This window comes from Tropicimonas sp. IMCC34043 (genome assembly GCF_003390845.1).
Lineage (GTDB): Bacteria > Pseudomonadota > Alphaproteobacteria > Rhodobacterales > Rhodobacteraceae > Tropicimonas.
The window spans coordinates 526,967-551,450 of sequence record NZ_QMEK01000001.1; the positions used below are offsets into that span (position 1 = coordinate 526,967).

The following is a 24,484-nucleotide window of genomic DNA, read 5'->3' on the forward strand; positions in this document are numbered from 1 at the left end:
GTGGGCGTGCGGCCCCCGTCGCGGACAGACTGGTTTCGGCAGGTGCCGGGACCGAACACCTAGCGGAAGGCTTGCGTCGAGGAAGACCTGTAGCTACTTAGTTGGTAACTGAAGTTGGAGGGCGTGACATGGCGCCCAAGCGTCCCGACGGTGCGGGCGCGTTCCCGAAGCCGGTAGAATCTCCTGCACCGATACCGCCCGATCCTGTCGAGCCCTATGCGGCACTGGATCTGGGAACGAATTCTTGTCGAATGCTGGTGGCCCAACCCAAGGGGTCCCAGTTCCATGTCGTGGACAGCTTCTCGAAGTCCGTGCAACTCGGTGCCGGGCTGGAAGCCTCCGGTCGGCTGTCGCGTGCCTCGATGCGTCGCACCGTGCAGGCGTTGAAGATCTGCAACGCGAAGTTCCAGAAGCACAAGGTCCGGCGGATGCGTCTGGTGGCGACCGAAGCCTGCCGGCGCGCCCACAACTCCCGTGACTTCATCCGTATGGTTCGCAAGGAGACCGGCCTCTGGCTCGAGATCATCGAGCCCGAGGAGGAAGCGCGGCTCGCCGTGGTCTCCTGCGCGCCGCTGGTGTCGGTCCGGACCGAGCAACTGCTGGTCGTCGATATCGGCGGGGGCTCGACCGAGCTTGTCTGGATCGACCTCAGCCGGGTTCCGGGGCCGGACCGGCCGCGGGCGATCATGCGGCTGCACAAGGGGTTCGACACCGGCGACCACCCGTTTCCGACCGCCAAGGTGGTGGACTGGATCTCGGTGCCGCTGGGAGTGGCGACGCTGAAGGACCAGTTTCGCGATGTTGCCGACGATTCCGGCCGTTTTGCCCTGATGAGCTGGTATTTCGAGGAGCAACTGGCGAATTTTTCGCCCTATGTTCGCGAGCAGGCCCGCGAGGGGTTTCAGATCATCGGCACCAGCGGAACGGTCACGACGGTCGCGGCAAGCCACCTCGGGCTGCGCCGCTATGACCGGACCAAGGTCGACGGGCTGCGCATGACGTCGGACCAGATCGACACGGTGATCCGTGACTATCTCAGCCTCGGCGAGGCCGGCCGCCAGGCCGACCCGCGGATCGGAAAGGACCGTCAGGCGCTGATCATGTCCGGCGCGGCGATCCTGCAGGCATTGATGCGGATCTGGCCGACCGACCGGCTTTCGGTGGCCGACCGTGGGCTGCGCGAGGGGCTTCTTTATGCCCAGATGTCGGCAGACGGGGTGCTCGAGGACGGGCCGTTCTGAAGCCGCCTGCGGCGGCTGCCTTCGGCGAGGATATTTGTGAACAGAAGAAGGGGCCGGGCTTGCCTTCTTCTTCTGTTCGGAAATATCCCCGCCGGAGGCATGAAATCTTGTACGGATGACGCTGGAGGCGCGGTATGGCGAAGAAGACGAGCGGGCGCGGCGAGCGTGATCTGAAGGTCAAGGTCAAGACTGCGCGGGGGCGCAAGCTGAGTTCGACGCTCTGGCTGGAGCGGCAGTTGAACGACCCCTATGTGGTGCGGGCCAAGCGCGAGGGCTATCGTGGGCGCGCGGCGTTCAAGATCGTCGAGCTCGACGACAGGTTCCGGTTCCTGGTGCCAGGGGCTCGGGTCGTTGATCTTGGCTGTGCACCGGGGGGCTGGTGCCAGGTCGCGGCGAAGCGGGTCAATGCGCTCGGTGAGGCAAAAGGCAAACCGGTGGGCCGGGTGATCGGCGTCGATCTCAAGGAGGTGGAGCCGATCTCGGGGGCCGAAACCCATGTGCTCGATTTTCTGGCGGACGGTGCCGATGCCCAGGTCCGCGACTGGCTGGGCGGTCAGGCCGATGTGGTGATGTCGGACATGGCAGCGGCGTCTTCCGGGCACAAGCAGACCGATCACATCCGGATCATCGCGCTCTGCGAGGCGGCGGCCCAATTGGGTTTCGATGTTCTGGCACCGGGCGGGACCTTCGTGGCAAAGGTCCTGGCAGGCGGCGCTGAAGGCGGGTTGCAGGCGCTTCTGAAGCAGCGGTTCGAAAAGGTCTTCAACGTGAAGCCGCCGGCAAGCCGGTCGGATTCGTCGGAAAAGTTCGTGGTCGCCACGGGATTCCGGCCAGCGCCCGAGGGGTAGACCGAGCCTCTGCGGCACTCTGGCCATGCGATGAAATTTTGTCATCGAGTGATCCCATCCGATTCTGTGGCAGAGTAGCTTTTGAGTGCCTGCAGGGAGGATCCTCCACGATGCCGCCGATTCGCCGGGCCGCCCGGACCTTTGCCACTGCTGCCACAGTGTTGATGCCCATTCTCTACATTGGCGCCGGATCGCTGACGGTGGCTGTGCCTGCTGCCGCCCAGCAGGCACAGCCCGCTGTTGCGGTTGCGGTTGCTGCAGTCTGGAGCGAGCCGCTGATCGACGAATCGCGGTTCATCGGGCAGGCACGGGCAATCGATGAGGTGCAGATCCTGCCGCGGGTCAGCGGCTTTCTCGAGGCGGTGCTGGTACGCGACGGGGCCGAGGTCGCCGAGGGCGATCCGCTGTTCCGGATCGAGCCCCATGCCTATCAGGCGGCTGTCGATGCGAGAAAGGCCGAGCTTGCCGGGGCACAGGCAAACCTAGATCTCGCGATCATAGAACGCGAGCGGCGCGAGGAACTGCTGCGCCGCGGGACGACGCCGCAGCGCGAGGTCGATATCGCCCGCGCCAACGAGGCCGTGGCGTCCGCCGCGGTCGAGGGCGCGCGCGCGGCGCTGCGCACCGCCGAGCTGAACCTCGGCTACACCCAGATTGCGGCGCCGTTTCCGGGCCGGATCGGCGCCGTCGCCCGCTCGGTCGGCGATCTCGTGGGGCCGGGCTCGGCTCCGCTGGTTCGGCTGGTGCGGGAACGGCCGATGCGGGTGGCGTTCTCGCTGTCGGAACGACAGCTGATCCGGGTTCTCGAGGTTCTGAAGGCCGATGTCACCGATCTGACCGACCCGGCGCTAACCCCTGAAGTGTTCCTGAACCTGCCGAACGGCCGCCAGCTCGACGAGGCGGGCAGGGTCGTCTTCATCGACAACCGGATCGACCCGACCACCGGGACGATCACGTTGATGGCCGAATTTCCCAATGCCGACCGGCTGATTGTCGACGGCGCCTTCCTCGACGTCCGGATCCGGTCGCTGGAGCCGGTGGAGCGGCTGCTGGTGCCGCAGGCGGCAATGCAGCGCGACCAGCGCGGCGACTTTGCCCTGGTCGTCACCCCCGATGGCCGGGTCGAACAGCGCTATGTGACGCTCGGCCGCCAGAACGGCACCGCGGTCGTCGTGGAGGACGGGATGCGCGAGGGCGAGCTGGTGATTGTCGAGGGGCTGCAACGGGTGCGCCCGGGCGTTCAGGTCGAAGCGGTCCTTGCCGGACGGGGCGAGGAATAATCCCGTGTTTTCATCCATTTTCATCCGGCGGCCCAAGACCGCTGTCGTGATTTCACTGGTGGTGACGATCCTGGGGCTGCTTGCCTACATGGTGCTGCCGGTCGAACAGTTTCCCGACATCACCCCGCCCGTCGTGCGGGTGTCGGCAAGCTTCCCCGGTGCCAGCGCCGAGGTGGTCGAAAACACCGTGGCCGCCCCGATCGAGGCGCAGGTGAACGGCGTCGACAACATGATCTACATGGCGTCGAGTTCCTCGGATTCGGGCAGCTATTCGCTGGCCATCACCTTCGAGGTCGGCACCGACCCCGATCTGGCCGCGGTCAATGTGCAGAACCGGGTTGCCCAGGCCGCCGGTTCGCTGCCCGCCGAGGTGACCGCCCGCGGCGTGGTGACCCGGAAATCTGCGACCAACATCCTGATGGTGGCGGCGCTCTATTCGCCCAAAGGCACCTATGACGAGGTGTTCCTGTCGAACTATGCCTCGATCAACCTGCGCGATGCGCTGGCGCGGGTACCGGGCGTTGGCGATGCCGAAGTGCTGACCAATCTTGAATACGCGATGCGGATCTGGATGGACCCCGACCGGATGGCAAGCCTCGGTCTGACGCCCGGCGATCTGGTCGCGGCGATCCGCGAGCAGAACCTCGAGGTTTCGGCAGGCCAGATCGGCGCGCCGCCCGCCCCCGAGGGCCAGCAGTTCCAGTACACGGTGCGCGCCAAGGGCCGGCTGGCCTCGCCCGAGGAATTCGCCAACATCGTGGTGCGCACGGGCGACGCCGGCAGCATCGTCCGGCTGGGCGACGTTGCGCGGATCGAGCTTGGCGCCACGTTCTACGGCGCCTCGGGCCGGTTCGCGGGCAACCCCTCGACCGTCATGGCGATCTATCAGGCGCCGGGGGAAAGCGCGCTTGCCGTCTCCGAACGGGTGAGCGCCGAACTCGAGCGGCTGTCGCGGCTGTTTCCCGATGACATCGCCTATGCGATCCCCTTCAACTCGACCGACTTCGTGCGGCAGTCGCTGAACGACGTGATCACCACCCTGATGCTGACCTTCGCGCTGGTGATGTCGGTCGTGTTCGTCTTCCTCGGGTCCTGGCGGGCGACCGTGATCCCGATGGTGGCGATCCCGGTGTCGCTGATCGGCACCTTCGCGGTGCTGCTTGCCTTCGGCATGACGCTGAACACGGTGTCGCTGTTCGCGCTGGTGCTTGCGATCGGGATCGTCGTCGACGACGCCATCGTGGTGGTCGAGAACGTCGAACGGCTCATGGCGCAGGAAGGGCTGCCGCCACCTGCGGCGACTGCGAAGGCGATGGTTCAGATCACCGGGCCGGTCATTGCGACCACGCTGGTGTTGCTGGCGGTCTTCGTGCCCGTGACCTTCATGCCCGGGATTGCCGGCAGGCTCTATTCCGAATTCGCGATCACGATCTCGGTCGCCGTGGTGATCTCGTCGATCAACGCGCTGACGCTGTCGCCGGCGCTCTGTGCGCTGGTGCTGCGGCCGCGCCGCGGGCCGCCGCGCGGGGTCCTTGCGGTGTTCGAGAAAGGCGTCGCTGCGGCCGGCGGCGCCTATGTCGCTATCGTTCGTCGCTTTGTCAGGGTGGCGCTGCTGAGCCTTGTCGTGCTGGCCGGTGTGATCATGGCGACCGGCGGGCTTTTGTCGTTCATTCCCAAAGGGTTCCTGCCGCAGGAGGACAACGGGGGGTTCTTTGTCGACATCCAGCTTCCCGATGCCGCCTCGCTTGGCCGGACCGAGACGGTAACGGCGCGCCTGAACCGCGAGATCGAGGCGATCCCGGGTGTGGCGAACACGGTTCTGGTGAACGGCTTCAGCCTGATGAACGGGGCAGGGGCGAACGGCGCCATGGTGATCGTCAACCTCGATCCATGGGACGAGCGCACCACGCCCGACCTGTCGGTCGACGGGATCCTTTCGCAGGTCATGCGGATCGCGGGCGGCGAAGTGGCGGCAAGCGTGATCGCCTTCAACCCGCCGCCGATCCCCGGGCTCGGCCTGACTTCGGGCGTCGAGATGGAGGTGCAGCAGACCGGCGGTGGAACCGCGCAGGAATTGTCGGCAGCGCTCGGGGGCCTCGTCTATGCCGCCAACCAGCGGCCCGAGATCGCGCGGGCCTTCACCACGTTCCGCGCCAACGTTCCGCAACTGTTCGTCGATCTCGACCGCGACAAGGCGCGCTCGCTCGGCGTGCCGATATCTGAGGTGTTCCTGACCCTGCAGGCCTATCTCGGCTCTTTCTATGTCAACGACTTCACCCTGTTCGGACGGGTGTTCCGGGTGATGGTTCAGGCCGAGGGCGACTATCGCGCAGAAGCCGACGACATCGCGCGGTTGCATGTGCGCAGCCGCGGTGGCCAGATGGTGCCGCTTGGCACGCTGCTGACGGTCGAGAATATCCTCGGGCCGACGGTGATCGACCGCTACAACCTGTTCCGGGCGGCGACAGTGACCGCAGTGCCGGCGCCGGGCTTTTCCACCGGCGACGCGATTGCCGTGCTGGCCAAGGAGGCCGCAACGAAGCTGCCGCCGGGGTATGCCTATGAATGGACCGGCACGGCGCAACAGCAGCTTGCCTCGGGCGGGATGGTGCAGATCATCCTCGGACTTGCGATCCTGTTCGGCTATCTGTTCCTGGTGGCGCAGTACGAAAGCTGGACCATGCCGGTGGCGATCCTGCTGTCGGTCACGGTGGCGCTGTTCGGGGCGGTGGCGGCGGTGGGCGTCGCTGGCGCGGACGTCAATCTCTATACCCAGATCGGGATGATCATGCTGGTGGGGCTTGGCGCCAAGAACGCGATCCTGATCGTCGAGTTCGCGGTCGAGCGGCGGGCGGCGGGTCTCAGCATCCGCGAGGCGGCGGTCGAGGCGGCGCAGCAGCGGTTTCGCGCGGTGATGATGACGGCACTGTCGTTCCTGCTGGGTGTGGTGCCGTTGCTGGTCGCGACCGGGGCGGGGGCGGCCAGCCAGCGTGCCATCGGTACCGCCGTCTTTGGCGGGATGCTTGCCGCGACGCTTGTCGGCGTGGTGCTGGTGCCGGTGCTTTATGTGGTGATGCAGTCGCTGCGCGAGCGGATCAAGGGCCGGCCCGCGGCGCTGCCCGAACCTCCGGCCGAGCCCTAGAACGAACCGGTCTTCCCGCCGATGGCGCCGCGTTTGCGCGACCGGCGGGCAGCGCCCGCGGCCCTCAGGCCGTCCAGGACAGCCGCTCGGCCAGTACGTCGCCAAGCGGCGTGGTCGGGCGGCCGATCAGCGTCGACAGGGTCGTGCCCTCGTCATAAAGCGCACCCTCCGCGATCTGGGCGTCGATCCGCGCCAGAACCTTCGGCCAGGGCGCGGCCAGGCCCGAGTCCGCCAGCGCCTCGGCATAATCCGCTTCGGTCATGTCCCGATAGCCGATCTGCTGGCCGCTGATCTTTGAAAGCTCGGCGGCCAGATCGGCCAGCGTGAAGGCCGTGTCGCCGGAAAGCTCATAGGTCGCGCCTTCGTGGCCCTCGCCGGTCAGGACCGCCACGGCAGCCGCGGCATAATCCGCCCGCGCCGCGGCCGAGATGCGCCCGTCGCCCGCAGCACCCGCCAGTATGCCCGCCGCAAGCGCCGAGATTGCCGTGTCGACATAGTTTTCGATGTACCAGCCATTGCGCAGGATCGTGCAGGCGATGCCGCTTTCGCCCAGGATCAGTTCGGTCGCCAGATGCTCCTGCGCCAGACCGAGCGGCGAGGTGTTCGCCCGCAGCAGGCTGGTATAGACGATCCGCCCGAGGTTTTGCTCCATCGCGCCGAAGATCACGTTGCGGTGCTGCACCTCGCGAAGGCCAATGTCGCTGCCCGAGATCAGAAGCAGGCTGTCGATGCCTTCCAGCCCCGCCAGGATCTGGTCGGGGTCGTTATAGTCGAACGGGCGGACCTCGACCCCGAGGTCCAGCGCTGCCGCCTTCGCCGGGTCGCGCGCCAGGGCGACGATCTGGTCTGCCGGCATCCGTTCCTTCAGCAATCCGATGACAATCTGGCCGAACTGGCCAGTGGCTCCCGTAACCCCGATCATGGCATTCCTCGCGCCTGCGTTCACTCGGGACGGTATGTCGGGGTGCTCCGTCCCTCGGCCAGACGGCGCCGCTGCTTGGCACGGGGTTTCGCCGGGGCGGGGCGGGGGCGACCGGATTTCGGGCCGATGTGCGGACCTCTGCCCAAGCCTTCACCGTCTGTCGAACGCCAGGGCGTCGCCCGCAGCGGCATCCCGGACGACCCGCGTCCATTTGGATCTGGACCTCGGCGCCTGCCTGCGCCATGACGGAAGGCAAAGACGCATCGGAGGCATGTATGAGTTTCCTTAAATCGGTGCTGCGCGCCATCACATGGTGGGACGGGCAGACCTATGGCACTCAGATCTTCACCTCGCGCCATGGTGTGAAGGTTGGCGAGGACGAGTCCGGCAACGTCTATTACCAGACCAAGGACGACAGCAAACGCTGGGTAATCTTCAACGGCGAGGTCGAGGCGAGCAAGATCACGCCCGACTGGCACGGCTGGCTGCACAAGACCTTTGACGAGCCGCCGACGTTGCGGCCGCTGGTGCACAAGGTCTGGGAAAAGCCGCATATCGAGAACCTGAGCGGCACGCCGCTGGCCTATGCGCCGCCGGGGTCGCTGCGTCAGGCCGCGCCCGAGGCGCATCGCGAATACGAGGCCTGGTCGCCGGAATGATCCGTTCGGACCAAACCGCAATTCGGGCCGCAGGTGTCTGCGGCGGGAGTATCCATGTCTGAAAGCCCGGCCGAGATCATTGCCGGCGGCGTCACCCTGATCGTGGCCGCCGGTTTTCTGTTCTATACCACCCAGATTGCGGGCTCGATCGGCACGCAGGGCAATGGCTATCCCCTGACCGCAAGCTTCCGGTCGATCGAGGGCGTGGGCGTTGGCACCGACGTGCGGCTCGCCGGCGTCAAGGTCGGGACCGTCACCGACGTCAGCCTGAACCCCGAGACGTTTCGCGCCGACATGACCGTGAACGTGCAGGACACGATCACGCTGCCCGAGGACAGTTCGATCTCGATTTCGTCCGAGGGACTGCTCGGCGGGAATTTCGTCGAACTGGTGCCGGGCGGATCGCCGTTCAACCTCAACGCCGGAGACGAGATCGAGGACACGCAAGGCGCGCTCAGTCTGCTGGCGCTGCTGGCGAAGTTCGTCTCCTCCTCGGACAGCAACTGATGACCACGGTGCGGGCGATTGCCTTGGCGATGGCTGTCGGGGCGGGCGCTGCAGCCGGAGTATCGGTTCTGCCTGCTGGCAGGGCTGCGGCCGAGCAGGTGCTGCAGGTGCCGGCAACCAGTGCGCCATCGGCGACCTTGCGGGTGCTCGACAAGATCACCGGCGATACGACCGACCTTGAGATCGGGCGCGGCCAGACGCGGATGGTCGGCCGGTTGCAGATCGTTCTGGGCGATTGTCGGTTTCCCACCAACAACCCCAATTCCGATGCCTATGCCTGGCTCGAGATCCGTGACGATTCGCTGACAGGCACGGTGTTTTCGGGCTGGATGGTCGCCTCGTCGCCGGCGCTGAGCGCGCTTGACCACCCGCGCTATGACGTCTGGGTCTTGCGCTGCAACAATTCCTGAGGCGTCGGCACCGCGCCCGCCCGGTCGAAATCGGCATCGAGCCGCAACGCCTTTTCCAGCATCGCCCCATAGCGGCCGCGACTGATCTCGACCGCGCCGAGACTGGCCAGATGCGGGGTCAGGAACTGGGTGTCGAACAGCCGGAAGCCGCCCTGCCACAGCCGGTCGGTCAGATAGGCCAACGCGATTTTCGAGGCATCGGTCCGGCGCGAGAACATGCTTTCGCCGAAGAAGGCACCCCCCAAAGCCACCCCATAGACCCCGCCGACCAGCGCGTCGCCCTCCCAGACCTCGATCGAATGGGCCCGGCCGCGCGCGTGCAACGCGACATAGAGCGCGAATATCGTGGCGTTGATCCAGGTTTCCGACCGGTCGGCGCAGCCGGTGACAACACCGATGAAATCCAGGTTGGTGGTGATGCGGAACGGCTCGCGCAGCAGCACCCGGCGCAACGAGCGCGAGATATGAAAGCCGTCAAGCGGGAAGATGCCGCGACGTTCCGGGGCGAGCCAAAAGATCTCCTCGGCCTCGCGGCTTTCGGCCATCGGAAAAACGCCCGCCGCATAGGCGCGCAGCAACAGATCGGGGGTCAGGTCCTGCGACATGGCGCTGACCTTTCTGTGCCGCAGGTGTCGGCATCGGCCGTTTGAGCAACCCCTGCAGGACGGCAGTGGTGCGTGGCGCGATGGTGGGAAGCTGGCGTTGGCGGCGGGTTTGTTCGTCCGAAAACGGGCGCCATGCGCTCACCGACGCAATCCTGCGCGATCCCCGGTTCCTGACGACATCCGATCACCAGCTCCGGGGTCCGCTTCCTGTCGGCGTCCGGCCGGGCGGAACGATCCGCACGTCCAGACAGCTCATTCGAGATTTCCGGCCAGCCATTTCTCCAGCCAGTGGATGTCATAGCTTCCGGTCTGGATCGCAGGCTCGCGCAACAGCGCGTCGAACAGCGGCAGCGTCGTGTCGATGCCTTCGATCACCAGCTCGCTCAGCGCCCGCTGCAGCCGCGACAGCGCCTCGGGCCGGTCGCGGCCACGCACGATCAGCTTGGCGACCAGACTGTCGTAATAGGGCGGGATGGTATAGCCGCTGTAAAGCGCCGAATCCATCCGCACGCCAAGCCCGCCCGGGGCATGGTACATGCCGACGTTGCCGGGGCTCGGGGTGAAGTTCGGCAGTTTCTCGGCATTGATCCGCACCTCGATGGCGTGGCCCAGAACCTCGAGTTCGTCCTGCACGAAGGACATCGGCTCGCCCTGTGCGACGCGGATCTGCTCGCGGACCAGATCGACGCCGAAGACCGCTTCGGTCACCGGATGTTCGACCTGCAGGCGGGTATTCATCTCGATGAAAAAGAACTCGCCGTCCTCATAGAGGAATTCGATGGTGCCGGCGCCGATATAGTTGATGCCGGCCACCGCATCGGCACAGACCTTGCCGATGTGCGCGCGCATTTCGGCGGTGATCGCGGGGCCAGGGGCCTCCTCCATCACCTTCTGGTGGCGGCGCTGCAGCGAACAGTCACGCTCGCCCAGATGCACCGCGCGTCCCTTGCCGTCGCCAAAGACCTGAACCTCGATGTGGCGCGGCCGGGTCAGATATTTCTCGAGATAGACTTCGTCGTTGCCGAAGGCGGCCTTGGCCTCGGACCGGGCGGTCTGGAACGCGTGTTCAAGGTCATCTGCTGTCGGGGCAAGTTTCATGCCGCGGCCGCCGCCGCCGGCGGTTGCCTTGACGATCACCGGATAGCCGATCTGGTCGGCCACGATCCTTGCCGTTTCGACATCGGGCACACCGCCGTCCGAGCCGGGGACGCAGGGCACGCCAAGGGCCTTCATCGTCTCCTTGGCGGCAATCTTGTCGCCCATGACCCGGATGTGTTCGGCGGTCGGGCCGATGAAGGCAAGACCGTGATCCTCGACGATCTGGACGAAGCTGGCATTCTCGGACAGGAACCCATAGCCCGGATGGATCGCGTCGGCCCCGGTAATCTCGCAGGCCGAGATGATGTTGGGGAAGGCGAGATAGCTTTGCGAGGATGGCGGCGGGCCGATGCAGACGCTTTCGTCGGCAAGCCTGACATGCATGGCATCGCTGTCGGCGGTGGAGTGGACCGCGACCGACCGGATGCCCATCTCTCGGCAGGCCCGGATGACGCGGAGCGCGATTTCGCCCCGATTGGCGATCAGGATCTTCTGGAACATCACTCGATGATCATCAGGGGGGCGCCGAATTCGACCGGGGCGCCGTTTTCGATCAGGATGCGTTTCACCATGCCGGCCCGCGGTGCGGGGATCTGGTTCATGGTCTTCATCGCCTCGATAATCAGCAGGGTCTGGCCCTCCTCGACCAGGTCGCCGATGGCGACGAAAACCGGCGTGCCGGGTTCGGGCGAGAGATAGACGGTTCCGACCATGGGCGATGTGACGGCACCGGGCAGTTGCGCCGGGTCCTCGACCTCGAGGGCAGGGGCGGCGACAGGGGCCGGGGCCGGGGCGCCCGAGGGCGCGGCCATCATCTGCGGGGCCGCCGGAGCGGCAGGCGCGGCGGCGAAGTATTGCGGGACCGGAAACTGGCGCGAGACCTTGACGGTAAGATTGTCGTTGTCACCGTATTCGCGCTTCACCTCGAGCTCGGTGAGATCGTTGGCTCGAAGGAGCGCCGCGAGCGCCTCGATGAAGGCGACGTCCGCGTCCTGACTCTTGTTGGTCATATTGCCCTTGCCTCGTGTTGTCCGAAAACTGTCTTCCCTTAGCTGAAGGTGGCAGAGGAGGAAAGGGAAGGATAGGGTGCCAAACTGCGTGCGACCGACGCGGGCAACCAGGGATCAGGCCTGAATCCGCACGCAGGAGTATCCGTTGCCGGAAAGCCCGCGCGGGGTGACGGGTGCCCGGACCAGTATGTTCGGGGGTGCGAATCGCCGCCCGAGCGCTGGTTTCGGGCGGCCCCGGTGGTTCGCCGGGGGCACCCCGGTCCGGCTCAACTGCCGTCGTTGCAGGTGCCAAGGTCGCCGCCTGCGAACATCGGATTGTCCGGCTCGTACCAGATCTGTGCTGTCGGCGTGACCTCGACAATCTCGAGCAGGTCGAACTCTGAACTCGGGCGTTCCTTGCCGCGCACCACCAGAACGTCCTTGAAACACTGATGGTCGGCGCCGCGATACAGCGTCGGGCCATTGCCGAGCCCGTCGAACAGAAAGCCCTTGTTGGCCCCCGAGGATATGCCGGGCAGGGAACTGTCGCCGCCGGCCAGCGCCTCGACCACCGCGCAGGGGGCGAATGACCCGGCGCGCGTCACCGCATCGGCATAGAGCAGGGTCTGGACATAGCAGGTATGGGCCGCCTGGCTGGGCGGGGCACCATAGCGGGCGGTGAAAGACTTGGTCAGGGCTTGCGATCCGGCATCGGGCAGCGACCAGTGCCAGTTCGTGGTCCCGAGGATCCCCTTGACGTTCTCGCCCGCGCCGCTCGCCATCAGCCGCGAATAAAGCGGCACCACGATCTCGACCTGCTTGCCGTTGACCTGACGGTCGCGCAGCCCCGATTGCACGGCATTTGTCAGCGAGTTGACCATGTTGCCGCCGTAATGGTTCAGGATCAGCACATCGGCGCCCGACTCCATCGCCTGCTGGACGAAGTCCGAGAAATCGCTGGTATCGAGAGGTGTCAGAATATTGTCGACGGTCTGCCAGCCAAGCGCCTCTGTCGCGGCCTGGATCGATGCCTGCTGGGTCCAGCCCCAGGTATAGTCGGCGGTCAGATGGACGGCCTTGCGGTCGGCGCCGTACTGCTTGACCAGCACAGGCGCCAGCGCGGCGCCCGACATGTACGCGTTGAAAAACTGCCGGAAACCGTTCGCACGCTTGTTGCGCCCGGTGGTGTCGTTGGAATGGCTGAGCCCGGCCATGAAGATCACGCCTGCGTCCTGGCACAGATCCTGCACCGTGATCGCGACGTCCGAGGACGACCCGCCGGTGATCATGACCGCGCCGTCCTTGCCGATCATTCCCTTGACCGCGTCGCGCGCGGCGTCCGGGTCGGTCCGGGTGTCGCCGGCAACGAAGTCGACCTTGCGGCCGAGGATGCCGCTGCCGTCGAGGGCGGTCGATGAAAAGGTCGCAAGCATGCCGCCATCGCCGCCGCCGTTCAGATGTTCGACCGCAAGCTGCAGCGCGCGCAGCTCGTCATCGCCTTCGTCGGCATAGGGGCCGGTCTGTGGCACGGCAAACCCGAGCGTCACCGTCTTGCCACGCGGTTCGTTGGTGAAGGCGCGGGCGGTGCCGGTGAAGATCGTCGGCAGGGCCAGCCCTGCCGCGGCGGCCGCACCGCGACCGAGGGCACCGCGTCGTGTGAGGTTGCTTGCCGACATCCTATCCTCCCTCAAGTGCCCGACATTGCGGGGGAACTGCCCCGATGCCGGTGTGATCGAGGCCAGACTTTATCGGAGCCTCCAGGCAAACACGACAACAACCTCTTTCCGGCACGGCAATTTCGGTAAATAGTTTACAAAATGGCGGCGGGGATCGGTAAATTCACCCGCGCTGCGACGGGAAGCCCATGGAATGATGGAAGAACGCTGATGGCGCGGGGGTCTTTGACCGGCAGCCGGATCCGCGAGAGGCGGACGATGCAGGGCCGCAAGCAGGCGGATCTGGCGCGTTCGGTCGGCATCTCGCCGTCCTACCTCAATCTTATCGAACACAACCGCCGCAGAATCGGCGGCAAGCTGATCACCGACATCGCCCATGAACTGGGGGTGGAGCCGGCCGCGCTGACCGAGGGCGCCGAGGCGGCGCTGCTCGACGGTCTGCGCGAGGTGCTGGCCGATACAGAAAAGACCGACGAGGCGCTGTCGCAACTGGAGGAATTCGTCGGCCGGTTTCCCGTCTGGGCGCGGCTTCTGGTCGAAACGCGGCGGCGTGCCAGCGATCTGGAACATTCGGTCGAGGTGCTGTCGGACCGGATGGCCCACGATCCGTTCCTGTCGACCTCGCTGCACGAGGTGATCTCGACCGTCACCGCGATCCGCTCGACCGCGACGATCCTGGCCGAGACCCGCGATATCGACCCGCAATGGCGCGACCGGTTCCACCGCAACATGGCCGAGGAAAGCGCGCGGCTGGCCGAATCGGCCGAGGCGCTGGTGCGCTATCTCGACGAGGCGAGTTCGGTCGAGTTCGAGGCGTCGACCCCGCAGGAAGAACTGGACGGCTGGCTGCGCGAGTCGGGCTATCACGTCGCCGAAATGGAGCGCGCGCTGCCACCCGAGCCAGAGCGGCTGGTGGCGCACCAGCCGCGTCTGCGCAGCGCGGCCGCGCGTTCGCTGGCAGTGCGCTACCTGCGCCGCTATCGCCGCGATGCCGAACACATGCCGCTGGCGGCGTTTCTCGAAGCGGCGCTGCAGACCGGGTTCGATCCGGCGGCGCTGTCGGCGCGTTTCGGCGTCGATCTGGGGGCGGTGTTTCGCAGGCTCGCGGTCCTGCCGGCGGGGAAGGTCGGCGGGCAGATCGGGCTGGCGATCTGCGACGGGTCGGGCACACTGACCTTCCGCAAGTCGGTCGAGGGGTTCCAGTTGCCGCGGTTCTCGGCCGCCTGTCCGCTGTGGCCGCTCTACAAGGCGCTGGCACGTCCGATGGCGCCGGTCCGGCGGCGGGTCGAGATGGGCGGGCGGTCGCTGCACCGGTACCTGACCTATGCGATCTGCCAGCCAAGCCAGCCCGCGGGGTTCGACGGGCCGCAGGTGCTCGAGGCCGCGATGCTGATCCTGCCCGAGGGTCTGTCCGAACTTGGCGCGAGCGAGCCGCTGCTGGGCATCGGCACCTCGTGCCGGATCTGCCCGCGGGCCGGCTGCGCCGCGCGGCGCGAACCTTCGATCATGGCGGAGGCGTTTTGACTCGGTTCCCCGAACCGGCAATAGTACTGTTTGCAACGGATCGTCCGGGGGGCGCGCGGTTCGATGTGGGGGAGTTCAATGAACAAGCGTGTGTTGCTGGTCGAAGATGAGCCGAACATCATCGAGGCCATCCGTTTTATCCTGTCCCGCGACGGCTGGACGGTCGAAACCCATCTGGATGGGGCAACCGCGGTCGATATGGTGACAGCCGCCGCACCCGATGTGCTGGTGCTCGATGTCATGCTGCCCGGCAAGTCGGGGTTCGAGATCCTGAAGGAATTGCGCGCGCTGTCTGCGACGGCCGCCCTGCCGGTCTTGATGCTGACCGCCAAGGGGCAGGGGCGTGACCGCGAACTGGCCGAACGCTATGGCGTGACGCGCTACATGACCAAACCGTTTTCCAATGCCGAGGTGCTCGAGGCGGTGAACGCGCTCCAGACCGGCGGGCGCTAGCGGCGATGGCCGGCGGCGCGGATCCCCGGACCCGTGCGCCGCTGCGCGGCAGCGCAAGCGCGGGCCAACGCGTCGCTTCCGACGCCGGGCGGGTGGCGGCGGGCGCCGCCGATGGCACGTCGCCGCCGACGCTGTTTGTTGCACGCGATCTCTATCGCCGGCGGCGGATCATGGATGCGGCCCGCCTGCTGCCTGCCTTCGGCACGGTGCTGGTGTTGCTGCCGATCCTGTGGGCGCGCGAACACGGGACCGCGAATGGCGCGGTCTATCTGTTCCTCGTATGGGCCGTGCTGGTGCTGGCAGCGGCGATCCTGGCGCGGCGGCTGTCCGAACCGTTGCGCGAACGCGGGCAAGCGGGACGCGTTACCGATCTGCGCTCCGGTCCGGTGCCGGGGGCGGCGGATGGCGCGCCGCCTGACGAGGACGGCGGTGGCGGGGAGGCCGGCTGAATGGCCTTCAACGTGCTGCTGCTGATCTCGCTGACCTATGTCGCCTTCCTGTTTCTGGTGGCGGCGATGGCCGATGCCCATGCCCGGCGCGTTGGCGGCGGCTGGCTGCGCCGGCCGCTGGTCTATACCCTGTCGCTGTCGGTCTATTGCACGGCCTGGACCTTCTATGGTGCGGTCGGCTATGCGGCGCGCTCTGGCCTTGAATACCTGACGATCTACCTCGGCCCGACGCTGGTCTTCGTCGGCTGGTGGCTATTGCTGCGCAAGCTGGTGCGGGTCGGGCAGGCGCAGCGGATCACCTCGATCGCCGACATGATCTCGTCGCGCTATGGCAAGTCGAACTGGCTCGGGGTGTTGGTCACCACGCTCGCCGTCGTCGGCACCACACCCTATATCGCGCTGCAACTGCAATCGGTGACGCTGGCCTTCGGCGTCTTCGCCTCGGGCGAAGACGAGCTCTGGTCGCCGGCAAATCCGGCCTCGACCGGGCTTTGGGTCGCGGGGGGGCTGGCGCTCTTTACCATCCTGTTCGGCACCCGAAACCTCAACAGCAATGAACAGCACCATGGCGTGGTGATGGCGATTGCGGTCGAGGCTGTGGTGAAGCTCGCCGCCCTGCTGTCGGTGGGGATTTTCGTGGTCTGGGGGCTGGCCGACGGACCGGTCGACATCCTCGCCCGGATCGAACAATCGCCGATTGCCGAATGGCAGATCGAGCCGACCCGCTGGGCCGGGCTGATCTTCACCTCGGCCGCCGCGATCCTGTGCCTGCCGAGGATGTTCCAGATCATGGTGGTCGAGAACGCCGACGAGGCGCATCTGGCCGTCGCCTCCTGGGCCTTCCCGCTCTACCTGTGTCTGATGAGCCTGTTCGTTGTGCCGATTGCCGTCGTCGGGCTCGAACTGCTGCCGGCGGGCGCAAACCCCGACCTCTTCGTGCTGACGCTGCCGCTTGGGCAGGGGCGCAACGGGCTGGCGGTTCTGGCCTTTCTTGGCGGCTTCTCCTCGGCCACCTCGATGGTGATCGTCGCGGCGCTGGCGCTGGCCACGATGGTGTCGAACCACATCGTGATGCCGCTCTACCTGTCGACCCGGCGCGACGGGCCGACGATGGCGGGCGACGTGCGCGGGCTGGTGCTGCGCGCGCGCCGCTTTGCCATCGGGGGCGTGCTGGGACTTGGCTATTTCTATTACCGCTTCTCGGGCGGGACCGAGGCGCTGGCTTCGATCGGGCTGATCTCGTTCATCGGCGTCATACAGGTGCTTCCGGCGCTGCTCGGCGGGCTGTTCTGGCGCGGCGGCAACCGGGCCGGGGCGGGGGCCGGGCTGATCGTCGGCTTCGCGATCTGGCTTTACACCCTGTTCCTGCCAAGCTTTGGCGCCGCCGGGCCGGTCGGGCCCGAGCTGATTGCCCATGGTCCCTTCGGGATCGCCTGGCTGCGGCCCCAGGCGCTGTTCGGGATCGAGGGCATCGACCCGCAGATGCACACGGTGTTCTGGTCGATGCTGCTGAACACCGCCGCCTATTGCTTCTTTTCCATCGCGACCTTCCCGACCCCGTTGGAGCGGTTGCAGGGCGCGCAGGTGGTCAATGTCTTCGAACACACCCTCGGCGCCCGCGGCTGGTCGCGTGGCAATGCCGCGGCCGAAGACCTGCTGATGATGGCGCAGCGCATTCTTGGTTCGGCCGAGGCGCAGGCGCTGTTCCATGCCGAGGCGATGGCCCAGGGCAAGGCGGGCTATCTGCCCGACACCACGCCCGATTTCCTCGACCGGCTGGAGCGCGAGCTGTCGGCAAGTGTGGGCGGGGCCACCGCACATGCCATGGTCGGCCAGATCGCCGGCAATTCGGCGGTGCTGGTCGAAGACCTGATGCGGGTCGCAGACGAGGCGCAGCAGATCCTCGAATATTCGAACCGGCTGGAAAGCCAGTCCGAGGAGCTGTCCCGCACTGCACGGCAACTGCGCGAAGCCAACCAGAAGCTGACCGAGCTGTCGATCCAGAAGGATGCGTTTCTCAGCCAGATCAGCCACGAGCTGCGCACCCCCATGACCTCGATCCGCGCTTTCGCCGAGATCTTGCGCGAGGGCGGGCTCTCGGGCGACGAACACACGCGCTATTCCGGCATCATCCACGACGAGTCGATCCGCCTGACCCGGTTGCTCGACGACCTGCTCGACCTCAGCGTGCTCGAGAATGCGCAGGTCAGTCTGACGCTCGGATTGGTGCGGCTCTCCGACCTGCTCGACCGCGCGGTGGCGGCCTCGGGTGCGGTGACCGAGGTCGGCCGCACCCGCGCGCTCGCGATCGAGCGCGACCGCAGCGCGGAAGAGGCCGTGCAGCTGATGACCGATGCCGACCGGCTGACCCAGGTCTTCATCAACCTGATCGGCAATGCGCGGAAATACTGCGATGCGCCCGCGCCGGTGCTGCGGATCGGGGTGCGGCGGGCGGATGACCGGGTGATCGTCGATTTCATCGACAATGGTTCGGGGATTCCCGAACGCAGCCAGGCGATCATTTTCGAGAAGTTCTCGCGGCTGTCCGATCAGGCGGCGGCGGGCGGCGCGGGCCTCGGGCTGGCAATCTGCCGCGAGATCACGCAACGGCTTGGCGGGACGATCGAATACCTGCCGGGTCAGGGCGGCGCCGCGTTCCGGGTCGAGGTGCCGCTGGCATCGAGCAAGCCGCAGGTGCGCGCGGCGCAGTAACCATCCCTGCCGATGCCCGACCGGACTTAACGCTTTGCCAAGACAAGTCTGCAAGATCTGTGGGGGCATGTCCCGGTCCCTGTCCGGGGCCGGGCAACGGATTGGCAAGATGGACAAGGCGACCGGACAATCGGTGTTGCGGCGGATGGCCGGGGCGGGGCGCAACCGGGCGCCCGACGCGCGGGCCGTCCTTCCGGCCCGGGCATTGTCGAGCGCGCTGGCCAAGGCCGCATCGTCGGTCGTGTCCATCGCGGTGCGGGTGACCAGTTGTTCGGAACGCATCGCCTCGCTGTCCGACCTGCTTGAAACGCTGCCCGAACGCGGTCTGCTGGCGCTGCTCGAGGGGCCGGAGGATGGCCAGGGGATCGCGGTCTTCGATTTCGGCCTGCTGTCGGCGGTGGTCGAGATGCAGATGACCGGCGCCCTGTCGCCCGGCACGCCGCCGCCCCGCCGGGTGACGCGCACCGATGCGGCACTGGCGGCCGACCTGATCGACGCCGTGTTGATCGGGTTCGAAACCGCACTGCTCGGGCGGGAGGAGTCGCGATGGGCCTCGGATTTCGGCTATGCCAGCCATGTCGAGGATCTGCGCCCGCTCGGGCTGATGCTGGAGGATGTGGATTACCGGATCTTCGGGCTGTCGGTCGATATCGAATCGGGCGGCCGCAAGGGGCAGTTCGTGCTGGCCTTGCCGGCACGCGGCCGCGGGCCGATCCGGATGCCGCCCGATGCCGGTGAGGGCACAGCGGCGGAAGATCCTGACGAGGGCCTGTGGCGCAGGGCGCTGGAAGACAGCGTTCGGGACGGCGACGTGCGCCTCGATGCGGTGTTGCACCGGATCCGGCTGCCGATCTCGACAATTGCCAACCTGCGCCCGGGCGACGAACTGCCAATCCCGTTTGCGGCCATCGACCGCGTCCAGTTGACCGCCGGGGGGCTCCAGGGGTTTGGCCGCTGGCGGCTGGGACAGAGCCACGGCCACAAGGCGCTGCGCCTTGGCCAGGACGGTGGGGCGCTGCAGGGCAACCTGCCGCGCGACGACAGAGTGGGCCATGGCTGTGCCGCCGAAGCATCGCGGGATGCCGTACCGCTGCGTGACATCACGCCGGGAGGGGCCGAGGATGCGCAGATCGCACCGGCAGCCCGGGCCGCGAAATCCACAACCCCGGTATCCCAGGGCGGCGGTCCGGCGCCAAATGCCGGAAGCGATGGGGCAGGCGCCATCCCCGATGCGCAGGCTACAACCGCTGCAAGCCCCGGAAATGCGCCCGAGGAGGGCGCGGGCGCGCTGGAAGGCGACAGGTGATCCGGCGCGGATTCTTTCAGGCGCAACGGCGCGGGCGGCGCGGCAGGGCGCGCGGCCCCAAAGCGGTCACCCGCGGCTTGCCGCCTCGATCATCGGACGCAGGTGGTCGAGCTGATAGCCGGCACGACCAGCCTTCGCCATCAATTCGTCCACCGGGGCGGTTCCCGCCATCAGCAGCAACCAGACGATGGTCGAGCGCGTGCCGGATTGGCAATAGGCCAGAACCGGCCCCTCGGCCTGGTCCAGCGCGGCATGCTGGCGGGCAACATTGTCGGCGGTAAAGTCGCCGGGCAGCACCGGATTGACGACAAAGGTCAGCCCGGCCGCCTCGGCCGCGGCCTGCATCGACGCTGCGCGCAGGGCGGGCGGAACCTCGATATCCGGTCGGTTGCAGATCAGGGTTCGAATGCCGGCCGCCGCAATCGCCGGGATGTCCTCGGGCGCGATCTGGGGTGAAACGGCATAGGCGGGGGTAATGCTGCGCATGTCCATTCCGCCTTGAACGACGACCAAACGAGAGCGTCAAGAGCCATGGCTTGATTTGCGTCAAAGACGCCGGCAAACTCGGCAGATTAGCGTGTCAAACCACCCTGAGCGATCAGGAAATAGCCGGGAGGAGCAGGCGATGACGGACATTCTGGCACGCAAGGCCCAACTGCAGGACCGTCTGGAAGCATTGCAGGTACGGCTGCTGGAGATCGACGCCGAGCTCGACAGTCACCAGTCGCGCGACTGGGAGGAGCTGGCCGTGGAACGCGAGGGCGACGAGGTGCTCGAAAGCGAGGGTCGCGCCGGCAAGGCCGAGATCCTGGCGATCCGCGCCGCACTCGACCGGATCGACAACGGCAGCTATGGCGACTGCGTGCGATGCGGCGAGCCAATCTCGGAACCGCGGCTCGACCTGCTACCCTTCACCCCGTTCTGCGCGGATTGCGCCCACACGGTCGAGAAGTAGCCTCGGGTCGTCGGCTGTTCCGTCTCAACTCAGGAAAATGCCGACGATCACCATCATCAGCCCCAGCGCCGAGACCAGCAGCGAGGCGAGGTTGAGGGCGACGACCTTTTGCAGCCGTGCCTTCAGCGCCGCCTCGTCTAGGCCCTGCGCCTTGGCGCGCGCCACGGTCAGGATGCAGCCCATCAGACCGAGCAATCCCAGAACCGATACTGCCGCCCCGGCCCAGATCAGATACTCCATCGTCGCCTCCGCCGAACGCCCGCATTCGCGCTATCGTCAACCGGCCGGGGATGCAACCGCTCTTGCGGGCCGGCCCCGGTCTGGCTAGGACGTGGCCCCGGCCCGGGTTCCGGGCCGAACCGCAAGCAAGGGGCAGGGTGCATGAGCGATACGACCACCAACTTTGGCAACAAGGGCTCGGACGACGCGACTTACGGCGTTGCTGCGGCAGAGTTGCGCCAGTTCATCGAGCGCTATGAGCAACTGGAAGTCGAGAAAAAGCAGATCGCCGACGACCAGAAAGAGGTCATGGCCGAGGCCAAGGGGCGCGGCTATGACACCAAGGTGCTGCGCAAGGTCATCGCGCTGCGCAAGCGCGACGCCGACGACATCGCCGAGGAAGAGGCGGTGCTGGAGATGTACAAGGCCGCGCTCGGCATGGTCTGAGGCGGATCACACCGTAAAATCAGGTATCTGGGCGGCGATCTTCGCGTAAATGTCGAGCGGCGTCAGACCCTCGGCCCGGTATGTGGCAAGCGCGCGCGCGTCGTCGCGCTTGGCCAGCCGGCGGCCGGCCGCATCGCGGATCAGCGCATGATGGTGGTATCGCGGCGTCGGCAGGCCGAGCAGCGCCTGCAGCAACACGTGGATCGCTGTGGCGTCAAACAGGTCCTGACCGCGCACCACATGGGTGATGCCTTGATGGGCGTCATCGACCACGACTGACAGGTGATAGGACGTGCCCATGTCGCGGCGTCCCAGAACCACGTCGCCGATCTGGTGGATCAGGGTGTCGGGCAGCACGCCGATGGACCCGTGTTCCGCGCCAGGTCCGGATCCTTCCTCAACAAATCCAACCTCACCAACGGCTTCAGCCGCCTTTCTCATGTCAAGTCTCAGCACCGCGTCCGCAGGCAACGGGCCACGCCGGTCCGCCCCGCGGCAGGTGCCGGGATAGACCAGCCCATCGGGACCGTGGACAGGCCCCGCGCCTTCCTGCGGGGCGCTCGCCGCGGCCTCGATATCGCGGCGCCGGCAGGTGCAGGGGAACAGCAGGCCCCGGTCCCACAGTGCGGACAGCGCCGCGCGATAGGCCGGCAGGCGGTCGGATTGGCGCAGCACCGGCCTCGGCCAGTCGAGCCCCAGCCAGCGCAGGTCGTCGAATATCTGTGCATCCCATTCCGGGCGGGCGCGGCCTTGGTCGATGTCCTCGATCCGCAGCAGGAACGTCCCGCCGGCGTCACGTGCCAGCCTGTGGGCCAGCAGCGCCGAATAGGCATGGCCGAGGTGCAGCGGACCTGTGGGAGATGGGGCGAACCGGGTCTTCATGCCGGTGCGGCATCGGGGGCAAGGACCGGGCGGATCGAGGGCAGCGACTGCAACCGGCCGTCGGACAGGCGCCGGGTGATCAGCTTCAACACCGCCAGCCCGAAGGACGGGTCCTGGAAATAGAGCCGCAGGAAGGTCGCCTCGTCCACCGAATGGATCCGGCCCGCCTGCGAACAACTGGCGCTGGCGCTGCGTTCCTTGGCATCGGTGAAGAACGAGATTTCGCCGAAGATCTCGCCTGCGCCGAGCCGGATCCCAAGCTCATCGAGCAGGACCTCGCCCGAGGCGATGTAATAGAGCCTGTCCGGGCGGTCGCCGCGGGAAAAGATCCGCTCGCCCGGGACCATCGCCTGCGCGCGGCTGTAGGCCTTGATCAGCGAGAAATCCGGCGGATCAGCTCGCCGTGCCGCCGTGACCTTGCGACGAAGCTGCAGGATCTGCCCGACCCGCCACAGGTTGAAGGGCAGCAGCACGAGTTCAAGCGCCAGAAGCGGCCAGAGACCGAGCAGGCTGGTGTAGGCGATGAAGAACAGGCCCGAGGCGATCGCCGCCAGCCGAAGTGGCAGCATGGTCTTCATGGCATAGGCTGTCAGGGTGAAGGCCGATCCGGCCCAGCCTATCATTTCCACCGGGTCCAGCATCCAATCGTCCTCCCTTTTCCTGGGGTTATCGGATGCCCGTGGGCGGGCGGTCAAGCGATTGGCCGGCACAGGGGGCAGGCCACCCGCCCGCCGGGACGGGCAGGAGGACGCCGGGGTCAGCTTTCGGCGGGATCGGCCAGTTGCCGCGATGCGTCCGGTTTGGCGCAGGCAGCGAGCCAGCCCTGCCAGGCCTCCTTGGCGCGGTCGGTATAGGCCTTGTAGCGCTCCTTGCGGCCACGCCGGCCGCCGCGGGCATCGATCGGGCGGAACAGGCCGAAGTTGACGTTCATCGGCTGGAAGGTCTTTGCATCCGCGCCGCCGGTGATGTGGCTCAGCAGCGCGCCCATGGCGGTGTCCTCGGGCACCGGCGGCAGCGACAGGCCCAGCACCTCGGCCGCGGCAAGCCGGCCCGCCAGCAGCCCCATGGCGGCACTTTCGACATAGCCCTCGACCCCGGTGATCTGGCCGGCAAAGCGCAGATGCGGTTTCGATTTCAGCCGCATCTGGCTGTCGAGCAGTCGGGGCGAATTCAGGAACGTGTTGCGGTGGATGCCGCCAAGACGCGCGAACCGGGCCTCGGTCAATCCTGGAATCATACGGAAAACAGAGGTTTGCGAGCCGTATTTCATCTTTGTCTGGAAGCCGACGATATTGTAGAGCGTTCCCAGCGCGTTGTCGCGGCGCAGCTGCACCACGGCACAGGCCTTTTCATCCGGCTTGTGGCTGTTGGTCAGCCCGATCGGTTTCATCGGACCGAACCGCAGGGTCTCGCGGCCGCGCTCGGCCATGACCTCAATGGGCAGGCAGCCGTCGAAATACTGCGCCGTCTCGCCATCGTGAAACTCGGTCTTTTCGGCGGCGAGCAGCGCGTCGATGAAGGCCTCGTATTCCTCGCGCGTCATCGGGCAGTTGAGGTAGGCTGTGCGCTCCTCCTCGGTCTCGCCCTTGTCATAGCGCGACTGCATCCAGGCCACGTCCATGTCGACCGACTCGAAATGCACGATGGGCGCAATGGCGTCGAAAAAGGCGAGCGCATCCTGCCCGGTCTCGGCCGCAATCGCCTCGGCCAGCGCGCCCGAGGTCAGCGGGCCGGTGGCGATGATCGTGGGGCCGTCTGCGGGCAGGGCCGTCACCTCGCCCTCGGCCACGGTGACCAGCGGGTGGCTGCGCAGCCGGTCGGTCACGGCCTGCGAGAACAGGTCGCGGTCGACCGCCAGCGCGCCGCCTGCGGGCAGCGCGTGGGTGTCGGCCGTCGCCATGATCAGCCCGTCTGCCACCCGCATCTCCCAATGCAGCAGTCCGACGGCGTTGTTCTCGTCGTCGTCCGAGCGGAAGGAATTGGAACAGACCATCTCGGCCAGATTGCCGGTGCGGTGGGCGAAGGTGCCGGTGTGGGGGCGCATTTCATGCAGGACGACAGGTACGCCCATGCGGACGATCTGCCAGGCGGCCTCGGATCCGGCCAAGCCGCCGCCGATGATATGAATGGGATGTGTCATTCCGGGGATCTAGGCGATCG

General features: G+C 66.8%; 24 protein-coding genes. 14 read left to right on the forward strand and 10 right to left on the reverse strand.

Going from position 1 to position 24,484, the window contains the following annotated elements; all coding sequences use genetic code 11:
* The first annotated feature begins 128 nt into the window (after positions 1 to 128).
* From DQG17_RS02355 to DQG17_RS02370, 4 genes are all read left to right on the forward strand, one after another.
* The gene (locus tag DQG17_RS02355) at positions 129 to 1,241 is read left to right on the forward strand and encodes a Ppx/GppA phosphatase family protein (RefSeq protein WP_116131136.1); all 1,113 of its coding nucleotides are present in this window, start codon (positions 129 to 131) and stop codon (positions 1,239 to 1,241) included.
* A 134-nt stretch (positions 1,242 to 1,375) separates the two neighbouring features.
* The gene (locus DQG17_RS02360; RefSeq protein WP_116131137.1) at positions 1,376 to 2,089 is read left to right on the forward strand and encodes an RlmE family RNA methyltransferase; all 714 of its coding nucleotides are present in this window, start codon (positions 1,376 to 1,378) and stop codon (positions 2,087 to 2,089) included.
* A 110-nt stretch (positions 2,090 to 2,199) separates the two neighbouring features.
* Entirely contained in the window at positions 2,200 to 3,369 is a 1,170-nt protein-coding gene (locus DQG17_RS02365) for an efflux RND transporter periplasmic adaptor subunit (RefSeq protein ID WP_116131138.1), read from the forward strand.
* Positions 3,370 to 3,373: 4 nt separating this feature from the next.
* Entirely contained in the window at positions 3,374 to 6,511 is a 3,138-nt protein-coding gene (locus tag DQG17_RS02370; protein WP_116131139.1) for an efflux RND transporter permease subunit, read from the forward strand.
* Positions 6,512 to 6,575: 64 nt separating this feature from the next.
* On the opposite strand, the gene DQG17_RS02375 is transcribed toward DQG17_RS02370, so the two are convergent.
* Positions 6,576 to 7,433: an NAD(P)H-binding protein gene (locus tag DQG17_RS02375; RefSeq protein WP_116131140.1), complete on the reverse strand. Its 858-nt coding sequence runs from the start codon at positions 7,431 to 7,433 to the stop codon at positions 6,576 to 6,578.
* Between the two features lie 275 nt (positions 7,434 to 7,708).
* On the opposite strand from DQG17_RS02375, the gene DQG17_RS02380 reads away from it, so the two are divergent.
* From DQG17_RS02380 to DQG17_RS02390, 3 genes are read left to right on the forward strand one after another with little or no spacing between them, the layout of a single operon-like run.
* Positions 7,709 to 8,092 (forward strand): NADH:ubiquinone oxidoreductase subunit NDUFA12, encoded by a 384-nt coding sequence (locus tag DQG17_RS02380; protein ID WP_116131141.1) that lies wholly within the window; start codon positions 7,709 to 7,711, stop codon positions 8,090 to 8,092.
* A gap of 54 nt (positions 8,093 to 8,146) precedes the next feature.
* Positions 8,147 to 8,599, forward strand: coding sequence for an outer membrane lipid asymmetry maintenance protein MlaD (mlaD, locus tag DQG17_RS02385; RefSeq protein ID WP_116131142.1), 453 nt, complete (start codon positions 8,147 to 8,149; stop codon positions 8,597 to 8,599).
* Complete coding sequence (locus DQG17_RS02390) at positions 8,599 to 9,009, forward strand: DUF2155 domain-containing protein (protein WP_232829295.1); 411 nt, start codon at positions 8,599 to 8,601, stop codon at positions 9,007 to 9,009. Before mlaD ends, DQG17_RS02390 begins: the two co-directional genes overlap by 1 nt.
* On the opposite strand, the gene aat is transcribed toward DQG17_RS02390, so the two are convergent.
* From aat to DQG17_RS02410, 4 genes are all read right to left on the reverse strand, one after another.
* The gene (aat, locus tag DQG17_RS02395) at positions 8,973 to 9,614 is read right to left on the reverse strand and encodes a leucyl/phenylalanyl-tRNA--protein transferase (protein ID WP_116131143.1); all 642 of its coding nucleotides are present in this window, start codon (positions 9,612 to 9,614) and stop codon (positions 8,973 to 8,975) included. The two genes, DQG17_RS02390 and aat, sit on opposite strands and share 37 nt — an antisense overlap.
* Positions 9,615 to 9,866: 252 nt before the next feature.
* Entirely contained in the window at positions 9,867 to 11,213 is a 1,347-nt protein-coding gene (accC, locus tag DQG17_RS02400; protein WP_116131144.1) for an acetyl-CoA carboxylase biotin carboxylase subunit, read from the reverse strand.
* Positions 11,213 to 11,722 (reverse strand): acetyl-CoA carboxylase biotin carboxyl carrier protein, encoded by a 510-nt coding sequence (accB, locus tag DQG17_RS02405; protein WP_116131145.1) that lies wholly within the window; start codon positions 11,720 to 11,722, stop codon positions 11,213 to 11,215. Before accB ends, accC begins: the two co-directional genes overlap by 1 nt.
* A gap of 266 nt (positions 11,723 to 11,988) precedes the next feature.
* On the reverse strand, positions 11,989 to 13,377 hold the full coding sequence (locus DQG17_RS02410; RefSeq protein ID WP_116131146.1) for a substrate-binding protein: 1,389 nt from the start codon (positions 13,375 to 13,377) through the stop codon (positions 11,989 to 11,991).
* 210 nt (positions 13,378 to 13,587) lie between these two features.
* Here DQG17_RS02410 and DQG17_RS02415 point away from each other — a divergent pair, with 210 nt between their 5' ends.
* From DQG17_RS02415 to DQG17_RS02435, 5 genes are all read left to right on the forward strand, one after another.
* Positions 13,588 to 14,901: a helix-turn-helix transcriptional regulator gene (locus DQG17_RS02415; protein WP_116131147.1), complete on the forward strand. Its 1,314-nt coding sequence runs from the start codon at positions 13,588 to 13,590 to the stop codon at positions 14,899 to 14,901.
* 78 nt (positions 14,902 to 14,979) lie between these two features.
* Positions 14,980 to 15,354 (forward strand): response regulator transcription factor, encoded by a 375-nt coding sequence (locus DQG17_RS02420; RefSeq protein ID WP_116131148.1) that lies wholly within the window; start codon positions 14,980 to 14,982, stop codon positions 15,352 to 15,354.
* 5 nt (positions 15,355 to 15,359) lie between these two features.
* Positions 15,360 to 15,803 (forward strand): hypothetical protein, encoded by a 444-nt coding sequence (locus DQG17_RS02425; protein ID WP_232829296.1) that lies wholly within the window; start codon positions 15,360 to 15,362, stop codon positions 15,801 to 15,803.
* Entirely contained in the window at positions 15,804 to 18,515 is a 2,712-nt protein-coding gene (locus DQG17_RS02430; RefSeq protein ID WP_116131149.1) for an ATP-binding protein, read from the forward strand.
* A gap of 109 nt (positions 18,516 to 18,624) precedes the next feature.
* Complete coding sequence (locus DQG17_RS02435; protein WP_157973492.1) at positions 18,625 to 19,821, forward strand: FliM/FliN family flagellar motor switch protein; 1,197 nt, start codon at positions 18,625 to 18,627, stop codon at positions 19,819 to 19,821.
* Between the two features lie 66 nt (positions 19,822 to 19,887).
* Here DQG17_RS02435 and DQG17_RS02440 read toward each other — a convergent pair whose 3' ends face one another.
* Positions 19,888 to 20,307 (reverse strand): TIGR01244 family sulfur transferase, encoded by a 420-nt coding sequence (locus DQG17_RS02440; RefSeq protein ID WP_369907970.1) that lies wholly within the window; start codon positions 20,305 to 20,307, stop codon positions 19,888 to 19,890.
* 139 nt (positions 20,308 to 20,446) lie between these two features.
* Here DQG17_RS02440 and DQG17_RS02445 point away from each other — a divergent pair, with 139 nt between their 5' ends.
* Positions 20,447 to 20,776, forward strand: a complete 330-nt coding sequence (locus DQG17_RS02445; RefSeq protein ID WP_116131152.1) for a TraR/DksA family transcriptional regulator — start codon at positions 20,447 to 20,449, stop codon at positions 20,774 to 20,776.
* A gap of 24 nt (positions 20,777 to 20,800) precedes the next feature.
* Here the strand turns inward: DQG17_RS02445 and DQG17_RS02450 are convergent, their stop codons facing one another.
* Positions 20,801 to 21,016, reverse strand: a complete 216-nt coding sequence (locus DQG17_RS02450; RefSeq protein ID WP_116131153.1) for a hypothetical protein — start codon at positions 21,014 to 21,016, stop codon at positions 20,801 to 20,803.
* A 141-nt stretch (positions 21,017 to 21,157) separates the two neighbouring features.
* Between DQG17_RS02450 and DQG17_RS02455 the strand changes: the two genes are divergently transcribed.
* Positions 21,158 to 21,442 (forward strand): DUF2312 domain-containing protein, encoded by a 285-nt coding sequence (locus DQG17_RS02455; protein WP_116131154.1) that lies wholly within the window; start codon positions 21,158 to 21,160, stop codon positions 21,440 to 21,442.
* A 6-nt stretch (positions 21,443 to 21,448) separates the two neighbouring features.
* On the opposite strand, the gene gluQRS is transcribed toward DQG17_RS02455, so the two are convergent.
* The 3 genes from gluQRS to trmFO form a co-directional block, all read right to left on the reverse strand.
* The gene (gluQRS, locus tag DQG17_RS02460; protein ID WP_116131155.1) at positions 21,449 to 22,324 is read right to left on the reverse strand and encodes a tRNA glutamyl-Q(34) synthetase GluQRS; all 876 of its coding nucleotides are present in this window, start codon (positions 22,322 to 22,324) and stop codon (positions 21,449 to 21,451) included.
* Positions 22,321 to 22,965, reverse strand: coding sequence for a Crp/Fnr family transcriptional regulator (locus tag DQG17_RS02465; RefSeq protein ID WP_116131156.1), 645 nt, complete (start codon positions 22,963 to 22,965; stop codon positions 22,321 to 22,323). The genes gluQRS and DQG17_RS02465 overlap by 4 nt, the downstream gene beginning before the upstream one ends.
* A gap of 116 nt (positions 22,966 to 23,081) precedes the next feature.
* The gene (trmFO, locus tag DQG17_RS02470) at positions 23,082 to 24,464 is read right to left on the reverse strand and encodes a methylenetetrahydrofolate--tRNA-(uracil(54)-C(5))-methyltransferase (FADH(2)-oxidizing) TrmFO (protein ID WP_116131157.1); all 1,383 of its coding nucleotides are present in this window, start codon (positions 24,462 to 24,464) and stop codon (positions 23,082 to 23,084) included.
* Between the last annotated feature and the right edge of the window lie 20 nt (positions 24,465 to 24,484).